Origin of the sequence: Alcaligenes sp. SMD-FA (assembly GCF_025960365.1) — a bacterium.
In the GTDB taxonomy this organism is placed as follows: domain Bacteria; phylum Pseudomonadota; class Gammaproteobacteria; order Burkholderiales; family Burkholderiaceae_B; genus Alcaligenes; species Alcaligenes aquatilis.
This window is the reverse complement of sequence record NZ_CP110108.1, coordinates 2947708-2968179: the sequence shown is the minus strand read 5'-3', so window position 1 is coordinate 2968179 and position 20472 is coordinate 2947708. Positions and strand designations below refer to the sequence as shown.

Genomic DNA, 20472 nt, shown 5'->3' with positions numbered 1-20472 from the left:
GCCATGTCGGGGAAACAGCCGGTCGAGGTACTGCTACGCCCAGCGGTGGAGCTATACACCGTTGCCGCATGCGCGGGCGCCGCGTTTCTGTCCCTGGTGGCCCCATGGTCGCTCGCGCTGAGCCCATCCATGGGCGTCGGCAGTGCGCTGGCGTTCGGTGCCTACGGTGCCATCCGCTACCGCGATGCCCGCGTCATCCTGCGCTACCGGCGCAACATCCGCCGCTTGCCCCGGTACGTGATGACCAGCAAGGACGTGCCGGTCAGCCAGCAGCGGCTGTTCGTGGGGCGCGGCTTCCTGTGGGAGCAGAAGCACACCCATAGGCTGATGCAGACGTACCGGCCGGAGTTCCGCCGCTACGTCGAGCCGACGTCTGCGTACCGTCTGGCGCGGCGGCTGGAAGAACGGCTGGAGTTCGCGCCGTTCCCGCTGTCCCGGCTGCCTGCGCTCACCGGCTGGGACGTGCCTTTCAACCCGGTGCGACCGCTGCCGCCGGTGGGCGGCCTGCCGCGCCTGCACGGCATCGAACCCGAAGAGGTGGACGTCAGCCTGCCGCTCGGCGAGCGCGTCGGCCACTCGCTGGTGCTGGGCACGACGCGCGTCGGCAAGACCCGGCTGGCCGAACTGTTCGTGACCCAGGACATCCGGCGCGTGAACGCCGCGGGCGAGCACGAGGTGGTGATCGTCATTGACCCCAAGGGCGATGCCGATCTCCTGAAGCGGATGTACGTCGAGGCCAAGCGCGCGGACCGCGAAGGCGAGTTCTATGTCTTTCACCTTGGGTGGCCAGACATTTCCGCGCGCTACAACGCCGTGGGCCGCTTTGGGCGCATCAGCGAGGTGGCCACCCGCGTCGCGGGGCAGCTTTCCGGCGAAGGAAACAGCGCGGCGTTCCGCGAGTTCGCCTGGCGCTTCGTCAACATCATCGCGCGCGCGTTGGTGGAGCTGGGGCAGCGCCCGGACTACATGCTGATCCAGCGGCACGTCATCAACATCGACGCGCTGTTCATCGAGTACGCACAGCATTACTTCGCCAAGACGGAGCCCAAGGCCTGGGAAGTGATCGTCCAGATCGAGGCGAAGCTCAACGAGAAGAACATTCCGCGCAACATGATCGGGCGCGAGAAGCGCGTGGCGGCGCTGGAACAATACCTCTCGCAGGCACGCAACTACGACCCGGTGCTGGATGGCCTGCGCTCCGCTGTCCGATACGACAAGACGTACTTCGACAAGATCGTCGCCAGCCTCTTGCCGCTGCTGGAGAAGCTCACCAGCGGCAAGATCGCCCAGCTCTTGGCCCCGAACTACTCCGACCTGGCTGACCCGCGCCCGATCTTCGACTGGATGCAGATCATCCGTAAGAGGGCCATCGTCTATGTGGGCCTGGATGCGCTCTCCGATGCCGAGGTTGCCGCAGCGGTCGGCAATTCGATGTTCAGCGATCTCGTGTCGGTCGCAGGCCACATCTACAAGCATGGGATCGACGATGGCCTGCCGGGCGCATCAGCCGGTGCGCGCCTGCCGATCAATGTCCACGCCGACGAATTCAACGAGTTGATGGGTGACGAGTTCATCCCGCTGATCAACAAGGGTGGCGGTGCCGGCCTGCAAGTCACCGCCTACACGCAAACCCTCTCGGACATCGAGGCCCGCATCGGCAACCGCGCGAAGGCCGGTCAGGTCATTGGCAACTTCAACAATCTGTTCATGCTGCGCGTGCGCGAAACCGCAACCGCCGAACTGCTGACGCGGCAATTGCCGAAGGTCGAGGTCTATACGACCACCATCGTCAGCGGCGCGACCGACAGCTCCGACATTCGCGGAGCGACGGATTTCACGTCGAACACCCAGGACCGCATCAGCATGTCCAGCGTGCCGATGATCGAGCCGTCGCACATCGTCGGCCTGCCGAAAGGCCAGTGCTTCGCGCTGCTGCAGGGCGGCCAGCTTTGGAAAGTGCGCATGCCGCTACCGGCGCCGGACCCGGACGAGGTGATGCCGGCGGACTTGCAGCAACTGGCCGGGTATATGCGCCAGAGCTACAGCGAAGCGACGCAGTGGTGGGAGTTCACCAGCTCCCCGGCCTTGCAGGACACGGGCCTGCCCGACGACCTGCTGGATGACGCCGCTGCGGCCGAACCTCCCGCGGTGGCCACCGCCACCGACGAGGACACCGGCAACGAGGCCTCACCATGAAGGACGCCGCCTCGACTGCGCAACGGGAGCAGAACCAGCGCCAGGGCCTGATCGTCGGCACCATCACCTTGCCGTTCCGGCTGCTCGGGGTGCTGATCGGCTCGCTGCTGTTCTCGATCGTGATCGAGTGCGTCGGCATGCACCTATTCTGGCAAGACCAGGGCTGGAGGCACTCGCAGCAGATGCTGCAGTACGAACTGGGACATCTTTCCAGCCACTTCACGCGCAGCGTGGTCGTGCAGGAGCCTGGCCGCACGGCGCACGAGCTGGTGGACACCGGCTACGAATGGGTGTTCGTGCGCTCTGGGCTGCTGGAGCGCATGAGCCAGACCGCCGAACGTGCCCGCGCGCCCAGTCACGGGCAGACGCGCAACTTCCGCTACTACATCAGCCAGGTCTATGTCTGGACCGAGAGCTACCTGATCGCCGCGGCTTTCACGACGCTCACGTTTCTGGTGCGCCTGCTGGTCCTGGTGCTCACGCTGCCACTGATCTTCACCGCGGCGTTCGTCGGCCTGATCGACGGTCTTGTGCGGCGCGACGTGCGCCGGTTCGGCGCGGGCCGGGAATCCGGCTTCATCTACCACCGCGCGAAGGCCAGCCTGATGCCGCTGGCCGTACTGCCGTGGGTCACGTACCTGGCCTTGCCGATCTCGGTGCATCCACTGCTGATCCTGCTGCCCAGCGCCGCCTTGCTGGGACTGGCCGTGAGCCTGACCGCAGGCAGCTTCAAGAAGTACCTCTAGGCCATCAATCCGGGCATGCGCGAGTTCCTATTGTTTGCGGCCTAAAAGTCTCTCGCTGCCCACGATCGAGCCATTGCTGATCACACAGGAATGGCGCGATGTTGGCTCCGATCTGGCAGCGCGCCGCGCATCGCGGCGTGCCCATTTTTCTCGTGACGGCCCTCCTGCTGGGTCAGTCCCCGATGGCGGCGGCCGACTCCCCCGCGCAGCGCCAGGAACTGGTCGCCGCGCTGCGCCAGCTCGACGCGCTGGAGCGCACCGTCGCCGACAGCGCCGCGCATTCCCCCATCCAGCCGGGCGAGCGCTACCACTTCGATTACCCGCGGCTGCTGGCTGACCTGGCGCGCGTGCGCGCCGGCATCCAGGCCCATCTCACACCGTCGCGTGCCCAGCCGCGCGACCCCTCCGAACTGGCCGGCGACTACCGCGCCGAGCGGGCCGCTGCGCCATCGCCGACGACGACTGCGGAGTGCAAGCGATGAACGGCGCCCAGGTCTCGGCATTTCAAGCCAACAGCGGCATCGCGCCTTCGGCGATGGCGACCGTCCTGGTCGGCGCCGTGTTCGCGGTCCTGCTCGTCTGGGGCGTCTGGGCCATCCGAACGGCCTACGTGGGGTGGTCCGAGAGCCGCCTCAACCAGCGCCAGTTCCTCGGCGTCTGCATCCGCTTCGTCGCGATGTACCTCGTCCTAAGCTTCTTCCTCCTCTCCTGACCTGAAAGGCACGACCATGCAAAACCGCATCTTCCATTCCCGTCTTGCCCAGCGCGCCGCGGTGGCACTAGGCGCCGCCGCGCTGCCCGCGCTGTCGTTCGCGCAAGGCTTGCCGCAGTTGGAGAACCCGACCCGCGGCACCGGCAACGGCATCATGGAAACGATCAGGAACTACGGCTACGACATCATCATGCTCGTGGCGCTCCTGGTCGTGGCGTCGATGTTCATCGGCGTCTGCTACCATGCCTACGGCACCTACGCGGAAATCCACACCGGCCGCAAGACCTGGGGCCAGTTTGGCCTCACCGTCGCGATCGGTGCCGTGCTGCTCGTGATCGGCATCTGGCTGCTCACCGAAGCCACCGGCATCCTGTAAGGCGAGGCCGGTATGTCCGAGCAGCAGCACGTTCGTGCGGACGGGACGGTCACGTTCCTTCCGCACCGGCTCAACCGTCATCCCGTTGTCGTGCGCGGCCTCACCGCCGACGAACTGTGGATCTGCTGCGGCCTGTCCGGCGCCGCCGGCCTGCTGGTCGGCGCGCCGCTGTCCTGGGTGTTCCGCACGATCGCCATCGCGCCGACGTTCGTCGTCCTGGGCGTGGCCCTGGGCGTCTTCATCGGCGGCGGCATCCTGCGCCGCCTCAAGCGCGGACGCCCCGATACCTGGCTGTACCGGCAACTGCAATGGCGCATCGCCACGCGCCATCCGCTGATGGCGGGCTGGGTAGGCGGGCACGTGCTGATCTCGCGCTCCGGCTTCTGGTCCACCCGAAGGTCTGTTGCAAAGGGGGCACGATGAGCCGCTTCAAGAACGAGATCACCCACCTGCAGGCGCACATCAAGACGCTTCGCCTGGGGGCCGGCGCGCTGGTGGTCGTCGCGCTGGTCATGGGCGGCGGCTGGTGGAGCGCGCCGCGCGACCTGACCATCCACGTTCCGCCCGACCTGCGCTCCGGCAGTACCCGCAAGTGGTGGGAAGTGCCGCCCGAATCGGTCTATGCGTTCACGTTCTACGTGTTCCAGACCCTCAACCGCTGGCCGACGAACGGCGAAGAGGACTATCCGCGCAATCTCCACACACTCTCGCCGTATTTCACGCCGTCCTGCCAGGCCTTCCTGCGCGCGGACTACGACTACCGCCGCAGCACGGGCGAGCTGCGCCAGCGCGTGCGTGGCATCTACGAAATCCCCGGCCGCGGCTACGGCGACGACCCCACGGCGCGCGTGCGCGTGGTCTCCGACCGCGACTGGGTGGTGACGCTGGACATCACCGCCGACGAGTACTACGGCGCCGAGCAGGTCAAGCGCGCGCTCGTGCGCTACCCGGTGAAGGTCACGCGGGTGGACGTCGATCCCGCCCGCAACCCGTTCGGCCTGGCGTTGGACTGCTACGACGGTGCGCCCCAGCGCATCAGCGCACCGGAGCCGACGCGTCCGGCACCTGGCGGCCTGTCTCCGCAAGCGCCCCAAGGAGGAAAGACCCCATGAAGCATCCTGTACTCGTGCTGCTGGGGCTGCTCGCCGCGGCCGCGGCACCCGTCTCCCAAGCTGTGGAGATTCTGCGCTGGGAACGCATGCCGCTCGCGGTGCCGCTGAAGGTGGGCCAGGAGCGCATCGTGTTCATCGACCGGAACGTCCGCGTGGGCGTGCCTGCGGGCGTGGGCGAACGCCTGCGCGTGCAGAGCGCGGGTGGCGCGGTGTATCTGCGCGCCAACGAACCGATCGAGCCCACGCGGCTGCAACTGCAGGACGCCGATACCGGCGCACTGATCCTGCTCGACATCGCGGCCGAGCCGCCCAAGGACGGCGAGGCCGAACTGGAGCCGGTGCGTATCGTCGAGGGCAGCAGCACCCCGGCGCGCTACGGCGATCAGGCAGGCGATGCCGACGAGGCCCCGGCGCGCGCCCAGGATCAGACAGGCGCTCATGCGGCGCGGCGCGAAACCCCGGTTTCGGTCGTCCTGACGCGCTTCGCTGCGCAGAACCTCTACGCGCCCCTGCGCACCGTGGAGCCGCTGCCCGGCGTCATGCGGGTGAACCTGCGCCGCGACCTCGACCTCGGCACACTGATGCCGACGCTGCCGGTGCGCGCGGTCGCGCTCGCGTCGTGGCGTCTGGAAGACCAGTGGGTCACCGCCGTGCGTCTGACCAACAGCAGCAGCGGCTGGGTCACGCTCGACCCGCGCGTGCTGCAAGGGGATTTCCTCACCGCCACCTTCCAGCACGAAGCGCTCGGCCCCCGCGGGACGCCCGAGGACACGACCGTCCTGTACCTGGTGACGCGCGGGCACGGCCTCGCGCAATCGCTGCTGCCGGCGATCCACCGCTTCGACCCGGCTGCGCACCTGCCGCAGCCGGAAGCTGAAGCCGGCGACGGCGAGGAGACCCGCCATGCGCAGTAACGGCTTGCTCAAGTGGCTGATGATCCCGGTCGCCTTGCTGGTGCTGTTCGTTGCCATCCGGCTGTTCTCCGGCGGAAGCACGTCGGCACCGCCCGCGGCGGATGCCGGCTCCAAGCTCACGCCCGAGGAAATGAAGGCGTTGGGCATCGAAGGCGATACCCCGCGCGATACCGTGGCAACGCTCGTCGCCCAGGTGAAGCAGTTGCGCACCGAGCTTCAGACCGCGCTGACCGACAACAAGTCGCAGCGCGAAGAAAACCAGCGCCTGCGCCAGCGCGAAAACTCCATCGACCAGCGCATCAATTCGGCCCTCGAATCCGAGCGCTCCAACCTGCGCCGTGACCAGGAACAGGCGGCCAGCGCGCGCCAGAAGACCGAAGGGCTGCTCGCCGACCTGCAGCGGCGCCTGGACAGCATCGGCGGGCGCGGCGGCGGCCATGCCGACCTGCCGGTGGGCCTGGGGCTGCGCGATGGCGACGAGGCCGGCATGGAAGGCGGCATGCGCTGGGTCGAACCGGATGACGCGAAGAAGGCCGAGGGCCGCAACGGTAGTCGTGGCACGGGCAACGGCATGAGCTTCCCGACGAGTTTCGGCCCCGCGCAAAGCACGCTGGAAACCACCGCGGAAACCGTGGCGAACGCCGGCGCACGTGCGGCAGGCGTCAAAAGCGCCACGCCGGTCTATACCGTGCCGACCAACTCGACGCTCATGGGGTCGGTCGCGATGACGGCGCTGATCGGCCGCGTGCCGATCGACGGGACGGTGAACGATCCGTACCCCTTCAAGGTGCTGGTGGGGCCGGACAACCTCACGGCCAATGGCATCGACATTCCCGACGTGGCCGGCGCCGTGTTCAGCGGAACTGCGTCGGGCGACTGGACGCTCTCGTGCGTGCGCGGCCAGGTGCGCAGCATCACCTTCGTCTTCAACGACGGCACGATCCGCACGATCCCCGAAGACCGCGAAGGCAACCAGCAGAACAACCAGCAGCGCGACGGCCTGGGCTGGATCAGCGACCCGCACGGCATCCCCTGCGTCAGCGGCGAGCGGCGCAGCAACGCCCAGCAGTACCTCGGCTCCCAGGCCCTGATCACGGCCGCCGGCGCCGGCGTGGCCTCGCTCATCGAGAGCGACAGCGGCCGCATGTCCTATGTCGGCTCGGATGGCTCCATCGGCACCGTAGGCATCAGCGGCCAGGAAGCGGTCGGACAGATCCTCGCGGGCGGCGTGCGGGACATGTCGGCCTGGGTCAACAAGCTCTACGGCCAGGCCTTCGCCGCCGTCTATGTGCAGCCCGGCGCCAAGGTCGCCGTCCACCTCGAAAAACCGCTCGCCATCGATCACGACCCCGAAGGCCGGCGCGTCGATCACCGTGCAGGAGAAAGCCATGCGCTCGAACTCGATTAAAGGCCTCGCGCTGGCAGCGGCCGTCGCCGTGCTCGGCGGCTGCGCCACCAGCAAGGAAGAGCTGCTGACCCATAGCGACCGCACCATGATGGACATCTGGCAGCAGGAAACGGGTGGCGGCGGCGGTGGCACCGGCCAGGTCGCCCGCCGGCAGTTGCTCGACGCACGCCAGAGCCTGCGCCGGCCGCTGACCGACACCGACGTGCAGGCCGCGCCCGCCGAGCAGATGCGCTACACGCGCACGGCGCAGAGCGAGGTGTATCGCCAGTTCCAGCGCCTGCCCAATCCCGATCTGGTCATGTACGTGTACCCGCACCTGGCGGGCACGGACCCCGTTCCCGTGCCGGGCTATACGACGGTCTTCCCGCTGTACCAGCGCGTGCAGTACGCCATGCCGGGCGAGCGCGTGGAGGACTATTGATGCGCTGGAAACTTCCCTGGCCGAAGCTGGCCGCATCCGGCACCGGCGGCGAAGAGAAGCCGGACGGCTGGCAGCGCCACGTCGAGGCCTTGCGCCAGGCCGGCGTCCCCGAACCCGGCGCAGCGGTACAGGGCCGCAGGCCGGCGACAGTAGCCGACGAGCAGGCGCTGTACGACGTCGCGCCGTCGTTCGCGGAACTGCTGCCATGGGTGGAGTTCCTGCCGCAGTCGAAATCCATGCTGCTGGAGGATGGGCAGTCGGTCGCGGCCTTCTACGAGCTGGTGCCGCTGGGCACCGAGGGCCGGGAACCCGGCTGGCTTGCGCACGCCCGCGATGCCTTGGAGAACGCGCTCCAGGACTCGTTCGACGAGTTAGACGAAAACCCGTGGGTACTCCAGCTCTACGCCCAGGACGAGCCCAGCTTCGACCAGTACATGGAGAACCTGCACAACTACGTGCAGCCGCGCGCCCGCGGCACTGCGTTCACCGAGTTCTACCTGCGCTTCTTCGGCCACCATCTGCGCGCGGTCGCCAAGCCGGGCGGCCTGTTCGAGGACACGGTGGTCACGCGGCTGCGCTGGCGCGGCCAGACGCGGCGGGTGCGCATGGTGATCTATCGCCGTGCCACCGGACAGGCCAGCCGCCGCGGTCAGACGCCCGAGCAGATGCTGAACATCGTCTGCGATCGTCTGTGCGGTGGGCTGGCGAACGCAGGCATCCAGGCACGACGCATGGTCGCAGCCGACGTCCACGATTGGCTGATGCGGTGGTTCAATCCGCGCCCCGCGATGCTCGGGCCTGGAGCCGAAGATCGGGAGCGCTTCTATGCCCTGGCGCGTTACCCCGACGAGACCGAGGTTGGCGAGATCGAGCTGGCGAGCGGGCGGGATTTCAGCCAGCGGCTGTTCTTCGGCCAGCCACGCTCCGACGTGGAGCATGGCACCTGGTACTTCGACGGCATGCCGCACCGCGTACTGATCACCGACCGGCTGCGCATGCCGCCCGGCACCGGACACCTGACCGGCGAGACCCGCAAAGGGGATGCCATCAACACGCTGTTCGACCAGATGCCGGAAGACACCTTGCTTTGTCTCACGATGGTCGCCACGCCGCAGGATGTCCTGGAAGCGGATCTAAACCACCTGGCGAAGAAGGCGGTGGGCGAGACGCTGGCGTCGGAGCAGACGCTCAAGGACGTGCAGGAAGCCCGCTCCCTCATCGGCAGCGCGCACAAGCTCTACCGGGGGACGCTGGCGTTCTACCTGCGCGGACGCGACGAAGCGGAACTGGACCGGCGCGGCCTCGACCTGGCGAACGTGATGCTCAACGCCGGCTTGCAGCCGGTGCGTGAGGACGACGAGGTGGCTCCGCTCAACAGCTACTTGCGCTGGCTGCCGTGCTGCTACAACCCCGGCCAGGATCGGCGCAGGTGGTACACCCAACTGATGTTCGCGCAGCACATCGCGAACGTGTCGCCGGTGTGGGGCCGCGCCCAAGGTACGGGGCACCCCGGCATCACGATGTTCAACCGTGGTGGCGGCCCGATTACGTTTGACCCCTTGAACAGGCTGGATCGGCAGATGAACGCCCACCTGTTCCTGTTCGGCCCTACCGGCTCGGGCAAGTCAGCGACGCTCAACAACCTCTTGAACCAAGTCACGGCGATATACCGCCCGCGGCTGTTCATCGTGGAGGCCGGCAACAGCTTCGGCCTGTTCAGCGATTTCGCACGCAGGCTCGGGCTAACGGTGAACCGGGTCAAGCTGGCCCCAGGCTCCGGCATCAGCCTGGCACCATTCGCCGATGCGCGCCGGCTGATCGAAACGCCGAGCGACGTACAGACGCTCGATGCCGATGCGCTGGACGAGGACCTGCCCCCGGACGCCTCGGCCATGGAGGCGGATGAACAGCGCGACGTGCTGGGCGAACTGGAGATCACGGCGCGGCTGATGATCACGGGCGGCGAGGACAAGGAAGAAGCCCGGATGACGCGGGCCGACCGCTCGCTGATCCGCCAGTGCATCCTCGACGCCGCCGAGCACTGCCACGGTGGGGGTGGTAGCGAGAAGCGCACCGTTCTCACCCGCGACGTGCGCAACGCGCTGCGCACCCGCAGCCAGGACCCGACGCTGCCCGAAATGCGACGCGTGCGGCTGCTGGAGATGGCGGACGCGATGGATATGTTCTGCCAAGGCACGGACGGCGAGATGTTCGACCGCGATGGCACGCCGTGGCCCGAGGCCGACATCACCCTGGTCGATCTGGCGACCTACGCCCGCGAGGGCTACAACGCGCAGCTCTCCATCGCCTACATCAGCCTGATCAGCACGGTGAACAACATCGCAGAGCGCGACCAGTATTTGGGGCGCCCGATCATCAATGTGACCGACGAAGGTCACGTGATCACCAAGAACCCGCTGCTCGCACCCTATGTGGTCAAGATCACGAAGATGTGGCGCAAGCTCGGCGCCTGGTTCTGGCTGGCTACGCAAAACATCGACGACCTGCCGCGTGCGGCCGAGCCCATGCTCAACATGATTGAGTGGTGGGTCTGCCTGTCGATGCCGCCCGATGAGGTGGAGAAGATCGCCAGGTTCCGCGAACTCTCGCCCGCGCAGAAAGCGCTGATGCTGTCGGCGCGCAAAGAAGCGGGCAAGTTCACCGAGGGCGTCATCCTGTCGAAGTCGATGGAAGTGCTGTTCCGCGCCGTGCCGCCGAGCCTGTATCTCGCGCTCGCGCAGACCGAGCCAGAGGAGAAGGCCGAGCGCTACCAGCTCATGCAGCAGTACGGCTGCACCGAACTGGAAGCAGCCTTCAAGGTGGCCGAGAAGATCGACCAGGCGCGCGGCATCGAGTCGCCGGCCCTGGAACTGCCGTAAGCCGGAGAACGCCATGGAGCAGAAACGTCCTTTCACTCCGATGCAGGTCCAGGCATTCCACCGCCGCAATCGGCGGCTCCGCTGGCCCTGGGTATTGGCTGCTGCGCTGGTCGCGCTGCTGCTGATCTGGCTGGTGTCCCGGACGCCCGGCGAATCCTCAGCGCCGTCGCCCGCGCCGGTCAGCGCAGCGCAGCCCTCCGGGCCGCCCTGGCAGATGGGCAACCCGGAGGGCCGTTTCACGCTGACGCTCTATGCCGACCTGGAATGCCCGTTCTGCCGGGAGTACTTCCCGCAGCTCAAGCGGTGGGTCGGCAGCAACACCGACGTGGCCTTGCAATGGCACCACCAGCCGCTGGCTGCACACGAGCCCGCCGCGTCGGCCGAGGCACGCCTGGCCGAGTGCGCCGCCGAAGCTGGCGGGCATGCCGCGTTCTGGCATGCCGTCGAGTGGGTCTATGCCCACACGCGCAGCGATGGCCAGGGCCTGCCCGATGGCCTGCGCTACCCCGAAACAACGTCGGCCATCGAACAGTGCATGGCGAGCGAGCGCCCCAACGTGGCCATCCGCGCGCAGGCCGCGGAAGCCACCAAGAGCGGCGTGACCGCCACGCCGTCGCTGCGACTGCTCGATCGCCAGACGGGCCAGGCCATCCTGCTGCAGGGGCCGATCGAGGGTGATGCCTTGCTCTCGGCCATGGACATGCTGGCGGCCGGAGACATGGTCAGCGACGCGGCGGCTTCACCCACCACCCCCACATCCGAAATGCCCGCCGACGTTGTCGGCGACATGCCCAGGTAGCCCTCGGTCTTGGAGGCTACGGCGCGGCTTGCCGCGATGACCGCTACCCGTTCGCTTCGCATCCTGGCTGCGAACAATCACCGCTGCGCGGTGGTGGATGCACCTTGTTCCGCTGTTTCCATCCCAGGAGGGCTTGCCCTCCCTGGGTGGCGTCCTCCGTTCACATTCTGGAGGTTCGCCATGTCTCTCGTCGCCAATGACTCCTGCGTGGAGCCACGTTTTGCCCCAGCGTCCCAATCAGATGATTGGATCATCCGGCAAGCCATCGCGCTGCTGGAACAACGTGTTTTCAAGGCCGGGCCGCTTCTTGACCAGCCACAGGCCGTGAAGGACTACCTGCGCCTGAAACTCATTGCAGAACCGAACGAAGTGTTCGCCATCGTGTTCATGAACAGCCAGCATCGGGTGTTGGCCTACGAGCCGATGTTCAAAGGCACGCTCGATTCGACCGCGGTTTACCCGCGTGTTGTCGTGCAGCGGGCATTGGAGCTGAATGCCGGCGCGGTGATCTTTTCGCACCAGCATCCCTCGGGATGCACTGAGCCGTCGAGCGCGGATCGTGTTTTGACCGATCGCCTGAAGGCTGCGTTGGCGCTCATCGATGTACGAGTGTTGGACCACATCATCGTCGGTCAAGGCTCCCCCTATTCGTTCGCGGAATCCGGCCTGCTGTAGCGACGGCAGCGGCTCCTTGATCCACGCGGAGGCTTCGGCCTCCGCTTTTTCATGAGTGTGAGACAACCAGGTATGCGGGCAGTCCGCGATGCGCATTGTTTGTTGGGATCGCATCGGCTTCGCGTTTGACTACTGCTCTGATCAACTTCAAGGGCACGCGACATGCCAGCATCTCTTTCCAGGTTCGCGTCGGGCTGGCGAACCCTCGGCCTGGCCGTCGCGCTGCCGACCGCTCTGGCCGTTTTCAGCCCGGCCACCTTCGCCGCCGACGTGGTGGTCGTCACCGACAGCCGCCACCCGGTCAAGACCATGGGTGGTGAGCGGCTGATCGAGCTGGACGAACCCCACCGGATTGAAGCGGAGCTTTCAGCGGAGTTGCCCGCCGACCCCGAACAGGCGACGGCCATCGTCAAGCGCCGGCTGTCCAGCGGCGGCGCCGATCTCCAGCGCCGCATCGCTTCCGCGTACCAAGGCGTCACAGACGCATGGAGCCTGGGCATCACCAGCCTCCCAGCAGTCGTGGTGGACCAGCGCTACGTGGTCTATGGCGAGCCGGACGTGGCGCGTGCCGTGGCCCGAATCGAGCAGCACCGGAGGGCACAGCCATGAGCCGCCCGTTCGACCTGCTGCGCCGTGTGCGTGTAGGCGTGGCTTCGTTCCTGCTGCTCAGCGCCACCGGCAGCTACGCCCTCAACACCGCCACCATCGTCGGCTCGGTGGCGTCGCCCGACTGCCTCGAATACCGGGTCGTCGGCATCTGCTACTGGCTCTACTGCACCTGGACGGGCTGCACGGTGCGCACGTCGATCAAGGTGCGCCACTACATCCCCGATGCGGTGGTGTCGTCGTACTCGAATACCGGCGAAAACCCCTGGATTGAAGTCCGGGCAATGAGCACACCCAACCCGTCCGCCCAAGCGGGCGGCGATGGAACCACGAACGAGGATCACGAAAACAACCTCGCGAAGTTCAAGAACGCCGACGTGATCGGTCACCCCGGCGCCGAGGTGTTCAACCAGTTCGTCTCGTCGTCGGGCTACTTCTGCGAGGGTGCAGGCACGGCGTTCATGCCGTATCTGCTCAGCACCCTGGACACGCTGGCCTGGCGCTACAACGTGCCCGAGATGGTGTACCCCGAAGCGCTGATTCCAGGCATGCGCGAAGTCGGCGCGCGCACCACCCTGAACCTCTGGGGCAACGTGTATCCGCGCGGTGGTTTTCTGCACCAGACCGACGACCACAAGGCCGGTGCCGTAGTGGCCCAGCGCGCTGGCGATGTCGTCACGCGCCGCGGGCAGATCCACGTCTATCAGCCACTGCTCGCCAGTTCGCGGCCCGGCTACTGGCCAGCCGGCGCGCTGATGGAGGGCGATGCCTCCACCGGCAAGTGGCAGGAACTCACCCCCATCCTGTCCTCGTCCTGCACGGTCTTCCCGCGCAGCGGCTTCCTGACCCAGGCCCAGCAAGGCGATTACGCCTGGGCGCTGTGGCGGCCGTATGCCTGCTGTGAACGCAGGGGCCAGGTGTTCCTCGGCAGCGTCGATTTCTATTGAGGGTACGGCAATGAAGCGTCCTGAACTGATGAACCTCTCCACCAAAGCTCGTCGCCTGCTGCGCCCGACGGCGCTGGCCGGGGCGCTCGCCCTGGGCTGCGGCCTCGCGTGGGCACAGACCGGCTTCCAGACCAGCGGCCCCATCCTCGGCGACGAGGTGATGTATTCGATCGGCGGCGGCAGCGCCGTATCGATGGGGCGTGCGGCCGGTATGCGCTCGATCGGTGTCGGCGTGGGCTGGAACAGCAACCTGATCTGCGGCGACATGAGCATCCAGACCACGTTGCGCAACCAGCTCAACGGCATCACCAACGGCTTTCAGCAGATCATGAGCAACGTGATCCAGAGCGCCACCAGTGCGGTGGCGTCCCTGCCTGCGCTGATCATCCAGCGTGCCGACCCTGGTCTCTACAACCTGCTGACCAACGGCGTGCTGCAGGCCAGAATGGATTTCGACCGCTCCAAGCTGACGTGCCGCGCCATGGCCGAACGGATGGCAGACGCGGCGGGTGGACAGCTTGGCTGGAGCCAGGTCGCCGAAGGCATGGCGTTGCGCGATGCTGTGTCGAGCACGGACGCCGTGTCGGCGATCGAGCAGGCCGAGACGCGGCGAGGCAACGACGGCGTGCCTTGGGTGGGCGGCAGCAATGCCGGCGGCACGGGCCAGCCTGCGATCCGGGTGGTCGGCGACGTGACCCGTGCGGGCTACAACCTGGTCAACGGCCGCGGCGTGACGGACACGTCGTCCATCGCATCGGCCAGTTGCGCGAGCCTGTCCTGCCAGACCTGGACCTCACCGCAGCAGGCGGTGGAATGGGCGACCCGGGTGCTCGGGGAGCAACAACAGCGCACCTGCGATGCCTGCACCAAGACCGAGACGGTGCCCGGCGTCGGGCTGACGCCGCTGATCCAGGAGGAATACGAAACGAAGCTGGAAGCCCTGCAGGAACTGATCTCGGGCACGCGCACCACAACGTTCGAGAACCTGCGCATGGCCGGCAGCACGTCGCTGCCCATCACGCGCGGCGTCATCGAAGCACTGCGCGACGAGCCGGACCAGGACCTGCTCGCGCGCCGCCTGGCGTCAGAGGTCGCGTTGTCGTCAGTGCTGGAGAAGGCCTTGCTGCTACAGCGCACATTGCTCACGGGCAAGAAGGAGCCCAACGTGGCGGCGAACCAGTTGGCGGTCGAGGCCGTGAACCACGAGAGCGACACGCTCGACCAGGAGATCCGCAACCTCAAGACGGAATTGGAGCTGCGGCGCGAGCTGGCGAACAACTCACCCATGGCCATCATCCAGCGCCACGGCACGCGCGCGGCTGGCTCGCGTGGCATCTACGAGGGTGATCCTGTTCCCGATCGCCTCGACCGGCTCCAGAGGGGCAATCCGGGAGGCAACCCATGAACCAGACCCGCGCCGGATGGCTGCGCCCGCGCTGGCTGTTCAGTCGGCGCGCGGCGAAGGTGCTGCTGTGGACGGTGGCGCTCGTCGCCGCCGCCGTGGGTGCCAACATCCTCGGCATCTACCTCGTCGGCAGCGTGGCCGGCTGGCAGCGGTGGCTGGCGGCCGCTTCGGGCTACTTCCTGGTGTGGCGGCTGTGCCTGTACGGGGCAACGGCATACGGATGGGTCTGGATGCGCCACCGGCTGCTGGCGCGCGAGGCCGACGACGCGCAAGCACGGCGCCGCCTGGTGCGCAGCGAGATCGCCGGGGTCGTCGCCATCATGGCATTGGAAGCGAGCCTGTTGATGCAGGCAGTTTGAGGGGAGATCAAGGCCATGACGCTTTTTACGACCGACTACCTAGAGTACTACCTGACGCTGGTGTCCTGGATCGTCAACAACGGCATCTGGGCGGTGCTGGTGTCCAGCGGGGTATTCGCGCTGCCTTTCGTCGCCATCATCGTGCAGGAGTGGCTGAAGGCCAGAGCGGAAGGCGCCGACGAGGGCAACAAAGGCCTGCTCTCGGCTGCACGCATCGAGAACCGGGTTTTCGTCGCCATCGTGGTGGTGATGTTCGCGGGCATTCCGTTCATCGACGTGGACCTCAACACCATCCAGTACGACAGCTCGCGCTCGGCCCAGTGCCAGGTCAGCGTGCCACAGCCCACGGATACCGGCTGGTCGCAGTCCTTCAGCACCATCAACAACCAGTCGGCGAAGGTGCCGGTCTGGTGGGCCTTCATGCACGCGCTCTCGCGCGCTGTCACGAGCGCCTCGGTGGCGGCGATCCCATGTGGTACGGACCTGCGGCAAATGCGCATGGAGATCGACGCGACCCGCATTGACGACCCGGTACTGGCCCAGGAAGTGGCGGACTTCTCGCGGGATTGCTATGGGCCTGCGCGGGCCAAACTGTTCATGCAGCGCCCTCAGCTCGATGAGCAGCAGATGCACGACGTGACCTGGATCGGATCGAGGTTCTTCACCGACACCAACGGCTACTACGACACGTACCGTTCCAGCACGCCGCGCGACGACTGGCCCTACGACAGCAACCGCGATGCCGGGCTTGCGCAGGTGGCCAGCGGCGGCGGCTATCCGAACTGCAGGCAGTGGTGGGCCGATGGCAGCAACGGCCTGCGGGCACGCCTGCTGGGACAGGTGGACCCGAGCCTGCTCAATCGCCTGGCGGGCTGGGCCGGGTTCCTGAGCCGGGCCGAGGTGGACGACTCGGTGATCCGCGCCATCGCCTCCCCGCGGCAGCAGAAGTTGAACCAGGGCAGCGTCTATACGGACTACGGCGGCCAGATCGACAAGACCCTGCCGAACATCGTGACGCGGGCCACGGGCGACGTCGGGATGGCAGTCGGGGCGATTGCCGCGTTTCCGGCCATGGACGTTGTGCGGCAGGCTCTGCCCATGGTCCTCGCCTTGCTCAAGATGGCGCTGGTCATCTGCATCCCGCTCGTGCTGGTCATCGGCACATATGACCTGAAAACGGTCGTCACCGTCAGCGTCGTGCAGTTCGCGCTGTTCTTCGTGGACTTCTGGTTCCAGCTCGCCCGCTGGATCGACAGCACCATCCTCGATGCGCTTTACGGCTGGGGCTTCGGGTGGAATCGGCCGCACACCAACTTCGACCCGCTGGTGGGATTGAACAATGCCTTTGGCGACATGCTTCTGATGTTCGTCATGGGCACCATGTTCATCGTCCTGCCTACGTTCTGGATTGGCGCACTCACCTGGGTCGGTGTACGTGCCGGTGCGATCGCCAACACCTTCGCTACCGCCACAAAGGATGCAGGAAGCGCTGGTGGCAAAGGAGCAGGTGCTGTCTCAGGCGGCAAGCTCAAATGATCGAATGACCTTCGGCGTCAGTCGTCTTGGTACATCTCGTGGGATGTATCGTTGTACAGGTTGGGATCGTAGCCAGGCGTGGCTCGCAGTTCCTCAATGGTTGGGTACTGCAGTTCAAACCCTTCTTCATCGGGATGGTGCTGATTCATAGCCCATCCTGCCACCACCACGCCCAGCAGCACTAGTGCGAACCAGAAAGCAACGTAGAGCAGCACCCCGAGCACAGCCAGTTTGAAGATCCACACAAGTGCGGTAGCACCAGCTCGCGGCACGCCCTTGGATACCAGCCAGTTCGACGCCCGCCGTTCGCCACGCGCATAGGCGCGCCATCCGCGACCAAAGGTGCGGCCGAGGCGTTCTGCGGTGCTGGTGCGGGTCGTCGCGTTCATGGTCGTCTCCTGCTGCTGAGGAATGCCTATTTCAGTTTGCTCCACTTCATTCGGTTTGAGGCTTCAATGTGTTTTCTTGCTGCTTCAGGGTGCCTCGTCATCCGGCTCCACCGGGCCGGGGTCGGGTTCGACGCCGATGCGGTAGGTGGCAACGAAAAGCGGCCAGTCCACATGGTCCACCAGGTCGATGTCCGTGATGACGCTGATCTTCGTTCCTGCCCGATCGAACAGGGCGATGCTCGCGGCGGGATAGTTGTTGCGCGAGGGGTAGAGCACCCCGTCGAACAACGGCTGGCCGTCGTTTCCGAGCATCGCATGCACCTGGGCGGACACCTGCTGCGTGTGCGTGTAGTCACGGCTGGCCAACTGCTCCAGATTCAGGCCGAAGTAACCCGCCATGACGTTCGGTGCCGTGAGGTCGGCCAGGAGCACGTCGTCCAGCACGCCGGCTGCGCGCACCATCCGGGCCTGAACTTCCTTCAAGGCGATGGAGCGCTTCGTGTCTTCAAGCCACTGGTGCTTGTGAAACACCGACTCCATCAGCGCCGTGGGCAGGTCGCGCCCCAGGTAGAGCACACCGTAGGCCCCTGTCGGGTCATCGTAGCGATTCGTGCTGCTGCGGCCATAGTACAGCGGGCTGCCCCGATAGACGACGCGGCTCACATGCTGGAGCAGTTCACCGGCATCAATCAGGAACGAAGGCAGCTCGTGGCTCATGGCGATCTCGCTTCAATGCACCTGGACGCCCAGCACGTTGAACACGGCCTCGGCCACGTCATCGATCGTGCCATGCGTCACCGCATCCACCGGCGAGCGCCCGCCCAGGCCTTCGAGCGGTTCGGACAGCGCGCGGTAAATCGTCCAGTGGTCGATGCCCTCGACCTCCTGAAGCACGGCTTGGGTCAACTGCTGCTTCACCGGGTCGAGCTGCCAGTCGGGCAATTTCTGACCGCGCCCCCCGACGTTCAATGCCAGCAGGCGACGGGCGAGGATGTCCTTGTAGATCTGCTGGCGCGACTTGTCGGCCAGCCTGGCGTACTCGGGGATCGCCAGGTTGTGCGGCTGGTTGAAGGCTTCCAACAGCACGGCGCGGCCACGCTGGATGTCGGTTTCGGCCGGTGCCCAGCGCGTGTCGGCGCGCAGCGCGGCCGCCTTGCGCTCCAAGGCCTGGCCCACCGTTTCGCCTTCCAGGTTGGCAGGCAGCTTCACAGCCTCCACGCGCTCGTGGACGAACGCCTGCAGCTCGGCTGCAAACGCTCTGGCATCCCGGATTTCGACGGTATCCGCGAAACGGCGCACATCCTCCACCGTGACGCGCGGCAGACGGTCGGCAATGAATTCGATGGCAGTGGGCATGGTCATCTCCCAGGTAGGTTTGAGACAGGATTCACTCTAGTCTCCTTTGTCTCTCTTGTCAACTTTATCGCCTTGATGCGAGCTTACCTGGCGGAAGCGGTGTCTCCGCAGCATAGGTCGTGGGCGGCACCGGGGCACCGTCCAATCCATTCGAGCGGGTTCCCCATTGACGCTGGCGCTGCAACCCAGGCCCCGCTATACCGAAACGGTTAAAGGCCAAAGGGCTGAAACGGCAAGGGAATGGGGTGCAAGGGGAAAGGCCCTACCTCGAAAAATGGTATGGACGCCTCCACCTGCGGCGAACCGCTCAAAAGGTCCGCAGCAAAAGGCGCCGGTGTTAAACCTATCGCTCACCCACCTTATCGGGAGTTCGACATGACCGACAAGCAGACCGTCATCGGTGTTGATATCGCCAAGCGCGTTTTCCAGGTACATGAAGTCGACTGGCAAACCGGCGAGATCATCAGCCTGCAGTTACGACGTGAGAAGTTCCTGGAGCACTTCGTCAACCGCACACCCTGCCTGATTGGCATGGAAACGTGTGGTGGCGCGCACCATTGGGCTCGCCAGCTCATGGCGATGGGGCATGCGGTGAAGCTCCTGCCGGCAATGCAGGTGAAAGCATTCGTGTATGGCAATAAGAACGATGCCGCAGATGCGAGGGCCATCTGGACGGCTGTTCAGCAGCCCGGGGTCAAGGCAGTGGCCGTCAAATCGGAGGCGCAGCAGGCCGTTCTTGCGATGCACCGCATGCGTCAGCAACTGGTGAAGTTTCGCACCGCCCAGATCAACGCTCTGCGCGGGTTGCTGACGGAGTACGGGGAAGTCATGCCCCAAGGCTTTGCAGCCGTCGCCAAGGCAGTGCCAGGCGTTCTCGCTCGCTTGGTAGACAAGCTGCCGACCGTTCTGATTGACACCCTGCGCGAACAGTTCAGCAGGATCTGCGACTTGAACAAGCAGGTCACTGAGATCGAACGCCGCCTTCAGGCGTGGCTCAAGCAGAACGAAGCGTGCCGAAGGATCGCCGAGATTCCAGGGGTAGGTCTGCTGACGGCAACCGCTGCCGTGGCAACGATGGGTGATCCCGCTGCATTCAAATCTGGGCGTGAGTTCGCCGCATGGCTGGGGCTGGTGCCACGCCAGGTCGGGACAGGCGGGAAGGTCAAGCTGCTGGGTATCAGCAAACGGGGCGACACCTATCTGCGAACTCTGCTCATTCACGGTGCCCGCTCGGTGCTCTGGAACAGTAAAGAGCTGCCGTCGTGGGCAGCTTCTGCAACGCGGCATCGACACGTCAACGTCGCTGCGGTGGCGATAGCGAACCGAACCGCCCGAACGCTGTGGGCGCTCTTGGCTCATGGGCGCGCTTACGAACCGAATTACGCAAGCCGGCCGGCATAGCCGGTCCGGCTCCCTTTAACCGACTGGGTAGAAATGGATTGCTTACGAGTTCTGCAGGTGCACTGAAATGTGATGGCAAACAGGTCGGACCGTGATCTGCCAAACCTGGTTTTGGCCTCGGGTTACGAACCCACTCGAAAAATGAGGAGCAGATCAGCGGATTCCATCGGGGCCAGCAGGTATCGACCTGCATGACAGGCCGGATACAAAACTGCAGCCGCATTCTGTTCGGCAT

General features: G+C 65.9%; 22 protein-coding genes. 19 read left to right on the top strand and 3 right to left on the bottom strand.

What is annotated here, in order from left to right; genetic code table 11:
* The first annotated feature begins 3 nt into the window (after positions 1 to 3).
* The 18 genes from traD to OKX01_RS13700 all read left to right on the top strand — a co-directional run bounded on the left by traD (position 4) and on the right by OKX01_RS13700 (position 17091).
* Positions 4 to 2196 carry a type IV conjugative transfer system coupling protein TraD gene (gene traD / locus OKX01_RS13785; RefSeq protein WP_264671916.1) on the top strand — a complete coding sequence of 731 codons (2193 nt, stop codon included), beginning with the start codon at positions 4 to 6 and terminating at the stop codon, positions 2194 to 2196.
* The gene (locus tag OKX01_RS13780; protein WP_264671915.1) at positions 2193 to 2942 is read left to right on the top strand and encodes a TIGR03747 family integrating conjugative element membrane protein; all 750 of its coding nucleotides are present in this window, start codon (positions 2193 to 2195) and stop codon (positions 2940 to 2942) included. The genes traD and OKX01_RS13780 overlap by 4 nt, the downstream gene beginning before the upstream one ends.
* A gap of 98 nt (positions 2943 to 3040) precedes the next feature.
* On the top strand, positions 3041 to 3424 hold the full coding sequence (locus OKX01_RS13775) for an RAQPRD family integrative conjugative element protein (RefSeq protein ID WP_264671914.1): 384 nt from the start codon (positions 3041 to 3043) through the stop codon (positions 3422 to 3424).
* Entirely contained in the window at positions 3421 to 3654 is a 234-nt protein-coding gene (locus OKX01_RS13770) for a TIGR03758 family integrating conjugative element protein (protein WP_003821106.1), read from the top strand. Before OKX01_RS13775 ends, OKX01_RS13770 begins: the two co-directional genes overlap by 4 nt.
* 16 nt (positions 3655 to 3670) lie before the next feature.
* Positions 3671 to 4030, top strand: coding sequence for a TIGR03745 family integrating conjugative element membrane protein (locus tag OKX01_RS13765; RefSeq protein WP_264671913.1), 360 nt, complete (start codon positions 3671 to 3673; stop codon positions 4028 to 4030).
* 12 nt (positions 4031 to 4042) lie between these two features.
* Positions 4043 to 4453, top strand: coding sequence for a TIGR03750 family conjugal transfer protein (locus OKX01_RS13760; RefSeq protein ID WP_153376392.1), 411 nt, complete (start codon positions 4043 to 4045; stop codon positions 4451 to 4453).
* Positions 4450 to 5142, top strand: a complete 693-nt coding sequence (locus OKX01_RS13755) for a PFL_4703 family integrating conjugative element protein (RefSeq protein WP_264671912.1) — start codon at positions 4450 to 4452, stop codon at positions 5140 to 5142. The genes OKX01_RS13760 and OKX01_RS13755 overlap by 4 nt, the downstream gene beginning before the upstream one ends.
* Positions 5139 to 6056, top strand: a complete 918-nt coding sequence (locus tag OKX01_RS13750; protein WP_264671911.1) for a TIGR03749 family integrating conjugative element protein — start codon at positions 5139 to 5141, stop codon at positions 6054 to 6056. The genes OKX01_RS13755 and OKX01_RS13750 overlap by 4 nt, the downstream gene beginning before the upstream one ends.
* Complete coding sequence (locus tag OKX01_RS13745) at positions 6046 to 7464, top strand: TIGR03752 family integrating conjugative element protein (RefSeq protein WP_264671910.1); 1419 nt, start codon at positions 6046 to 6048, stop codon at positions 7462 to 7464. The genes OKX01_RS13750 and OKX01_RS13745 overlap by 11 nt, the downstream gene beginning before the upstream one ends.
* Entirely contained in the window at positions 7445 to 7885 is a 441-nt protein-coding gene (locus OKX01_RS13740) for a TIGR03751 family conjugal transfer lipoprotein (protein ID WP_264671909.1), read from the top strand. The genes OKX01_RS13745 and OKX01_RS13740 overlap by 20 nt, the downstream gene beginning before the upstream one ends.
* Positions 7885 to 10764 carry a conjugative transfer ATPase gene (locus OKX01_RS13735; protein WP_264671908.1) on the top strand — a complete coding sequence of 960 codons (2880 nt, stop codon included), beginning with the start codon at positions 7885 to 7887 and terminating at the stop codon, positions 10762 to 10764. Before OKX01_RS13740 ends, OKX01_RS13735 begins: the two co-directional genes overlap by 1 nt.
* A gap of 13 nt (positions 10765 to 10777) precedes the next feature.
* The gene (locus OKX01_RS13730; protein ID WP_264671907.1) at positions 10778 to 11563 is read left to right on the top strand and encodes a DsbA family protein; all 786 of its coding nucleotides are present in this window, start codon (positions 10778 to 10780) and stop codon (positions 11561 to 11563) included.
* A 180-nt stretch (positions 11564 to 11743) separates the two neighbouring features.
* The gene (radC, locus tag OKX01_RS13725) at positions 11744 to 12238 is read left to right on the top strand and encodes a RadC family protein (RefSeq protein WP_264671906.1); all 495 of its coding nucleotides are present in this window, start codon (positions 11744 to 11746) and stop codon (positions 12236 to 12238) included.
* Positions 12239 to 12400: 162 nt separating this feature from the next.
* On the top strand, positions 12401 to 12847 hold the full coding sequence (locus OKX01_RS13720) for a TIGR03757 family integrating conjugative element protein (protein WP_264671905.1): 447 nt from the start codon (positions 12401 to 12403) through the stop codon (positions 12845 to 12847).
* Positions 12844 to 13791 (top strand): TIGR03756 family integrating conjugative element protein, encoded by a 948-nt coding sequence (locus OKX01_RS13715; protein WP_264671904.1) that lies wholly within the window; start codon positions 12844 to 12846, stop codon positions 13789 to 13791. The genes OKX01_RS13720 and OKX01_RS13715 overlap by 4 nt, the downstream gene beginning before the upstream one ends.
* Before the next feature lie 10 nt (positions 13792 to 13801).
* The gene (locus OKX01_RS13710; RefSeq protein ID WP_264671903.1) at positions 13802 to 15196 is read left to right on the top strand and encodes an integrating conjugative element protein; all 1395 of its coding nucleotides are present in this window, start codon (positions 13802 to 13804) and stop codon (positions 15194 to 15196) included.
* A complete protein-coding gene (locus OKX01_RS13705; RefSeq protein ID WP_264671902.1) occupies positions 15193 to 15555 on the top strand; it encodes a hypothetical protein in 363 nt (120 codons plus the stop codon). Before OKX01_RS13710 ends, OKX01_RS13705 begins: the two co-directional genes overlap by 4 nt.
* 15 nt (positions 15556 to 15570) lie before the next feature.
* Positions 15571 to 17091, top strand: coding sequence for a conjugal transfer protein TraG N-terminal domain-containing protein (locus tag OKX01_RS13700; protein ID WP_124014509.1), 1521 nt, complete (start codon positions 15571 to 15573; stop codon positions 17089 to 17091).
* Between the two features lie 17 nt (positions 17092 to 17108).
* Here OKX01_RS13700 and OKX01_RS13695 read toward each other — a convergent pair whose 3' ends face one another.
* The 3 genes from OKX01_RS13695 to OKX01_RS13685 all read right to left on the bottom strand — a co-directional run bounded on the left by OKX01_RS13695 (position 17109) and on the right by OKX01_RS13685 (position 18836).
* Complete coding sequence (locus OKX01_RS13695) at positions 17109 to 17480, bottom strand: DUF3742 family protein (RefSeq protein ID WP_264671901.1); 372 nt, start codon at positions 17478 to 17480, stop codon at positions 17109 to 17111.
* Between the two features lie 84 nt (positions 17481 to 17564).
* On the bottom strand, positions 17565 to 18197 hold the full coding sequence (locus OKX01_RS13690) for an RES family NAD+ phosphorylase (protein ID WP_264671900.1): 633 nt from the start codon (positions 18195 to 18197) through the stop codon (positions 17565 to 17567).
* Between the two features lie 12 nt (positions 18198 to 18209).
* Positions 18210 to 18836 carry an integrase gene (locus tag OKX01_RS13685; protein ID WP_264671899.1) on the bottom strand — a complete coding sequence of 209 codons (627 nt, stop codon included), beginning with the start codon at positions 18834 to 18836 and terminating at the stop codon, positions 18210 to 18212.
* Positions 18837 to 19211: 375 nt separating this feature from the next.
* Here OKX01_RS13685 and OKX01_RS13680 point away from each other — a divergent pair, with 375 nt between their 5' ends.
* Positions 19212 to 20237: an IS110 family transposase gene (locus OKX01_RS13680; RefSeq protein WP_094840673.1), complete on the top strand. Its 1026-nt coding sequence runs from the start codon at positions 19212 to 19214 to the stop codon at positions 20235 to 20237.
* Positions 20238 to 20472 lie beyond the last annotated feature (235 nt).

Bases quoted from the DNA above. Each gene is read 5' to 3' on its own strand.
- traD (WP_264671916.1), top strand. From the start codon at position 4: ATGTCGGGGAAACAGCCGGTCGAGGTACTGCTACGCCCAGCGGTGGAG.
- OKX01_RS13780 (WP_264671915.1), top strand. From the start codon at position 2,193: ATGAAGGACGCCGCCTCGACTGCGCAACGGGAGCAGAACCAGCGCCAG.
- OKX01_RS13775 (WP_264671914.1), top strand. From the start codon at position 3,041: ATGTTGGCTCCGATCTGGCAGCGCGCCGCGCATCGCGGCGTGCCCATT.
- OKX01_RS13770 (WP_003821106.1), top strand. From the start codon at position 3,421: ATGAACGGCGCCCAGGTCTCGGCATTTCAAGCCAACAGCGGCATCGCG.
- OKX01_RS13765 (WP_264671913.1), top strand. From the start codon at position 3,671: ATGCAAAACCGCATCTTCCATTCCCGTCTTGCCCAGCGCGCCGCGGTG.
- OKX01_RS13760 (WP_153376392.1), top strand. From the start codon at position 4,043: ATGTCCGAGCAGCAGCACGTTCGTGCGGACGGGACGGTCACGTTCCTT.
- OKX01_RS13755 (WP_264671912.1), top strand. From the start codon at position 4,450: ATGAGCCGCTTCAAGAACGAGATCACCCACCTGCAGGCGCACATCAAG.
- OKX01_RS13750 (WP_264671911.1), top strand. From the start codon at position 5,139: ATGAAGCATCCTGTACTCGTGCTGCTGGGGCTGCTCGCCGCGGCCGCG.
- OKX01_RS13745 (WP_264671910.1), top strand. From the start codon at position 6,046: ATGCGCAGTAACGGCTTGCTCAAGTGGCTGATGATCCCGGTCGCCTTG.
- OKX01_RS13740 (WP_264671909.1), top strand. From the start codon at position 7,445: ATGCGCTCGAACTCGATTAAAGGCCTCGCGCTGGCAGCGGCCGTCGCC.
- OKX01_RS13735 (WP_264671908.1), top strand. From the start codon at position 7,885: ATGCGCTGGAAACTTCCCTGGCCGAAGCTGGCCGCATCCGGCACCGGC.
- OKX01_RS13730 (WP_264671907.1), top strand. From the start codon at position 10,778: ATGGAGCAGAAACGTCCTTTCACTCCGATGCAGGTCCAGGCATTCCAC.
- radC (WP_264671906.1), top strand. From the start codon at position 11,744: ATGTCTCTCGTCGCCAATGACTCCTGCGTGGAGCCACGTTTTGCCCCA.
- OKX01_RS13720 (WP_264671905.1), top strand. From the start codon at position 12,401: ATGCCAGCATCTCTTTCCAGGTTCGCGTCGGGCTGGCGAACCCTCGGC.
- OKX01_RS13715 (WP_264671904.1), top strand. From the start codon at position 12,844: ATGAGCCGCCCGTTCGACCTGCTGCGCCGTGTGCGTGTAGGCGTGGCT.
- OKX01_RS13710 (WP_264671903.1), top strand. From the start codon at position 13,802: ATGAAGCGTCCTGAACTGATGAACCTCTCCACCAAAGCTCGTCGCCTG.
- OKX01_RS13705 (WP_264671902.1), top strand. From the start codon at position 15,193: ATGAACCAGACCCGCGCCGGATGGCTGCGCCCGCGCTGGCTGTTCAGT.
- OKX01_RS13700 (WP_124014509.1), top strand. From the start codon at position 15,571: ATGACGCTTTTTACGACCGACTACCTAGAGTACTACCTGACGCTGGTG.
- OKX01_RS13695 (WP_264671901.1), bottom strand. From the start codon at position 17,480: ATGAACGCGACGACCCGCACCAGCACCGCAGAACGCCTCGGCCGCACC.
- OKX01_RS13690 (WP_264671900.1), bottom strand. From the start codon at position 18,197: ATGAGCCACGAGCTGCCTTCGTTCCTGATTGATGCCGGTGAACTGCTC.
- OKX01_RS13685 (WP_264671899.1), bottom strand. From the start codon at position 18,836: ATGCCCACTGCCATCGAATTCATTGCCGACCGTCTGCCGCGCGTCACG.
- OKX01_RS13680 (WP_094840673.1), top strand. From the start codon at position 19,212: ATGACCGACAAGCAGACCGTCATCGGTGTTGATATCGCCAAGCGCGTT.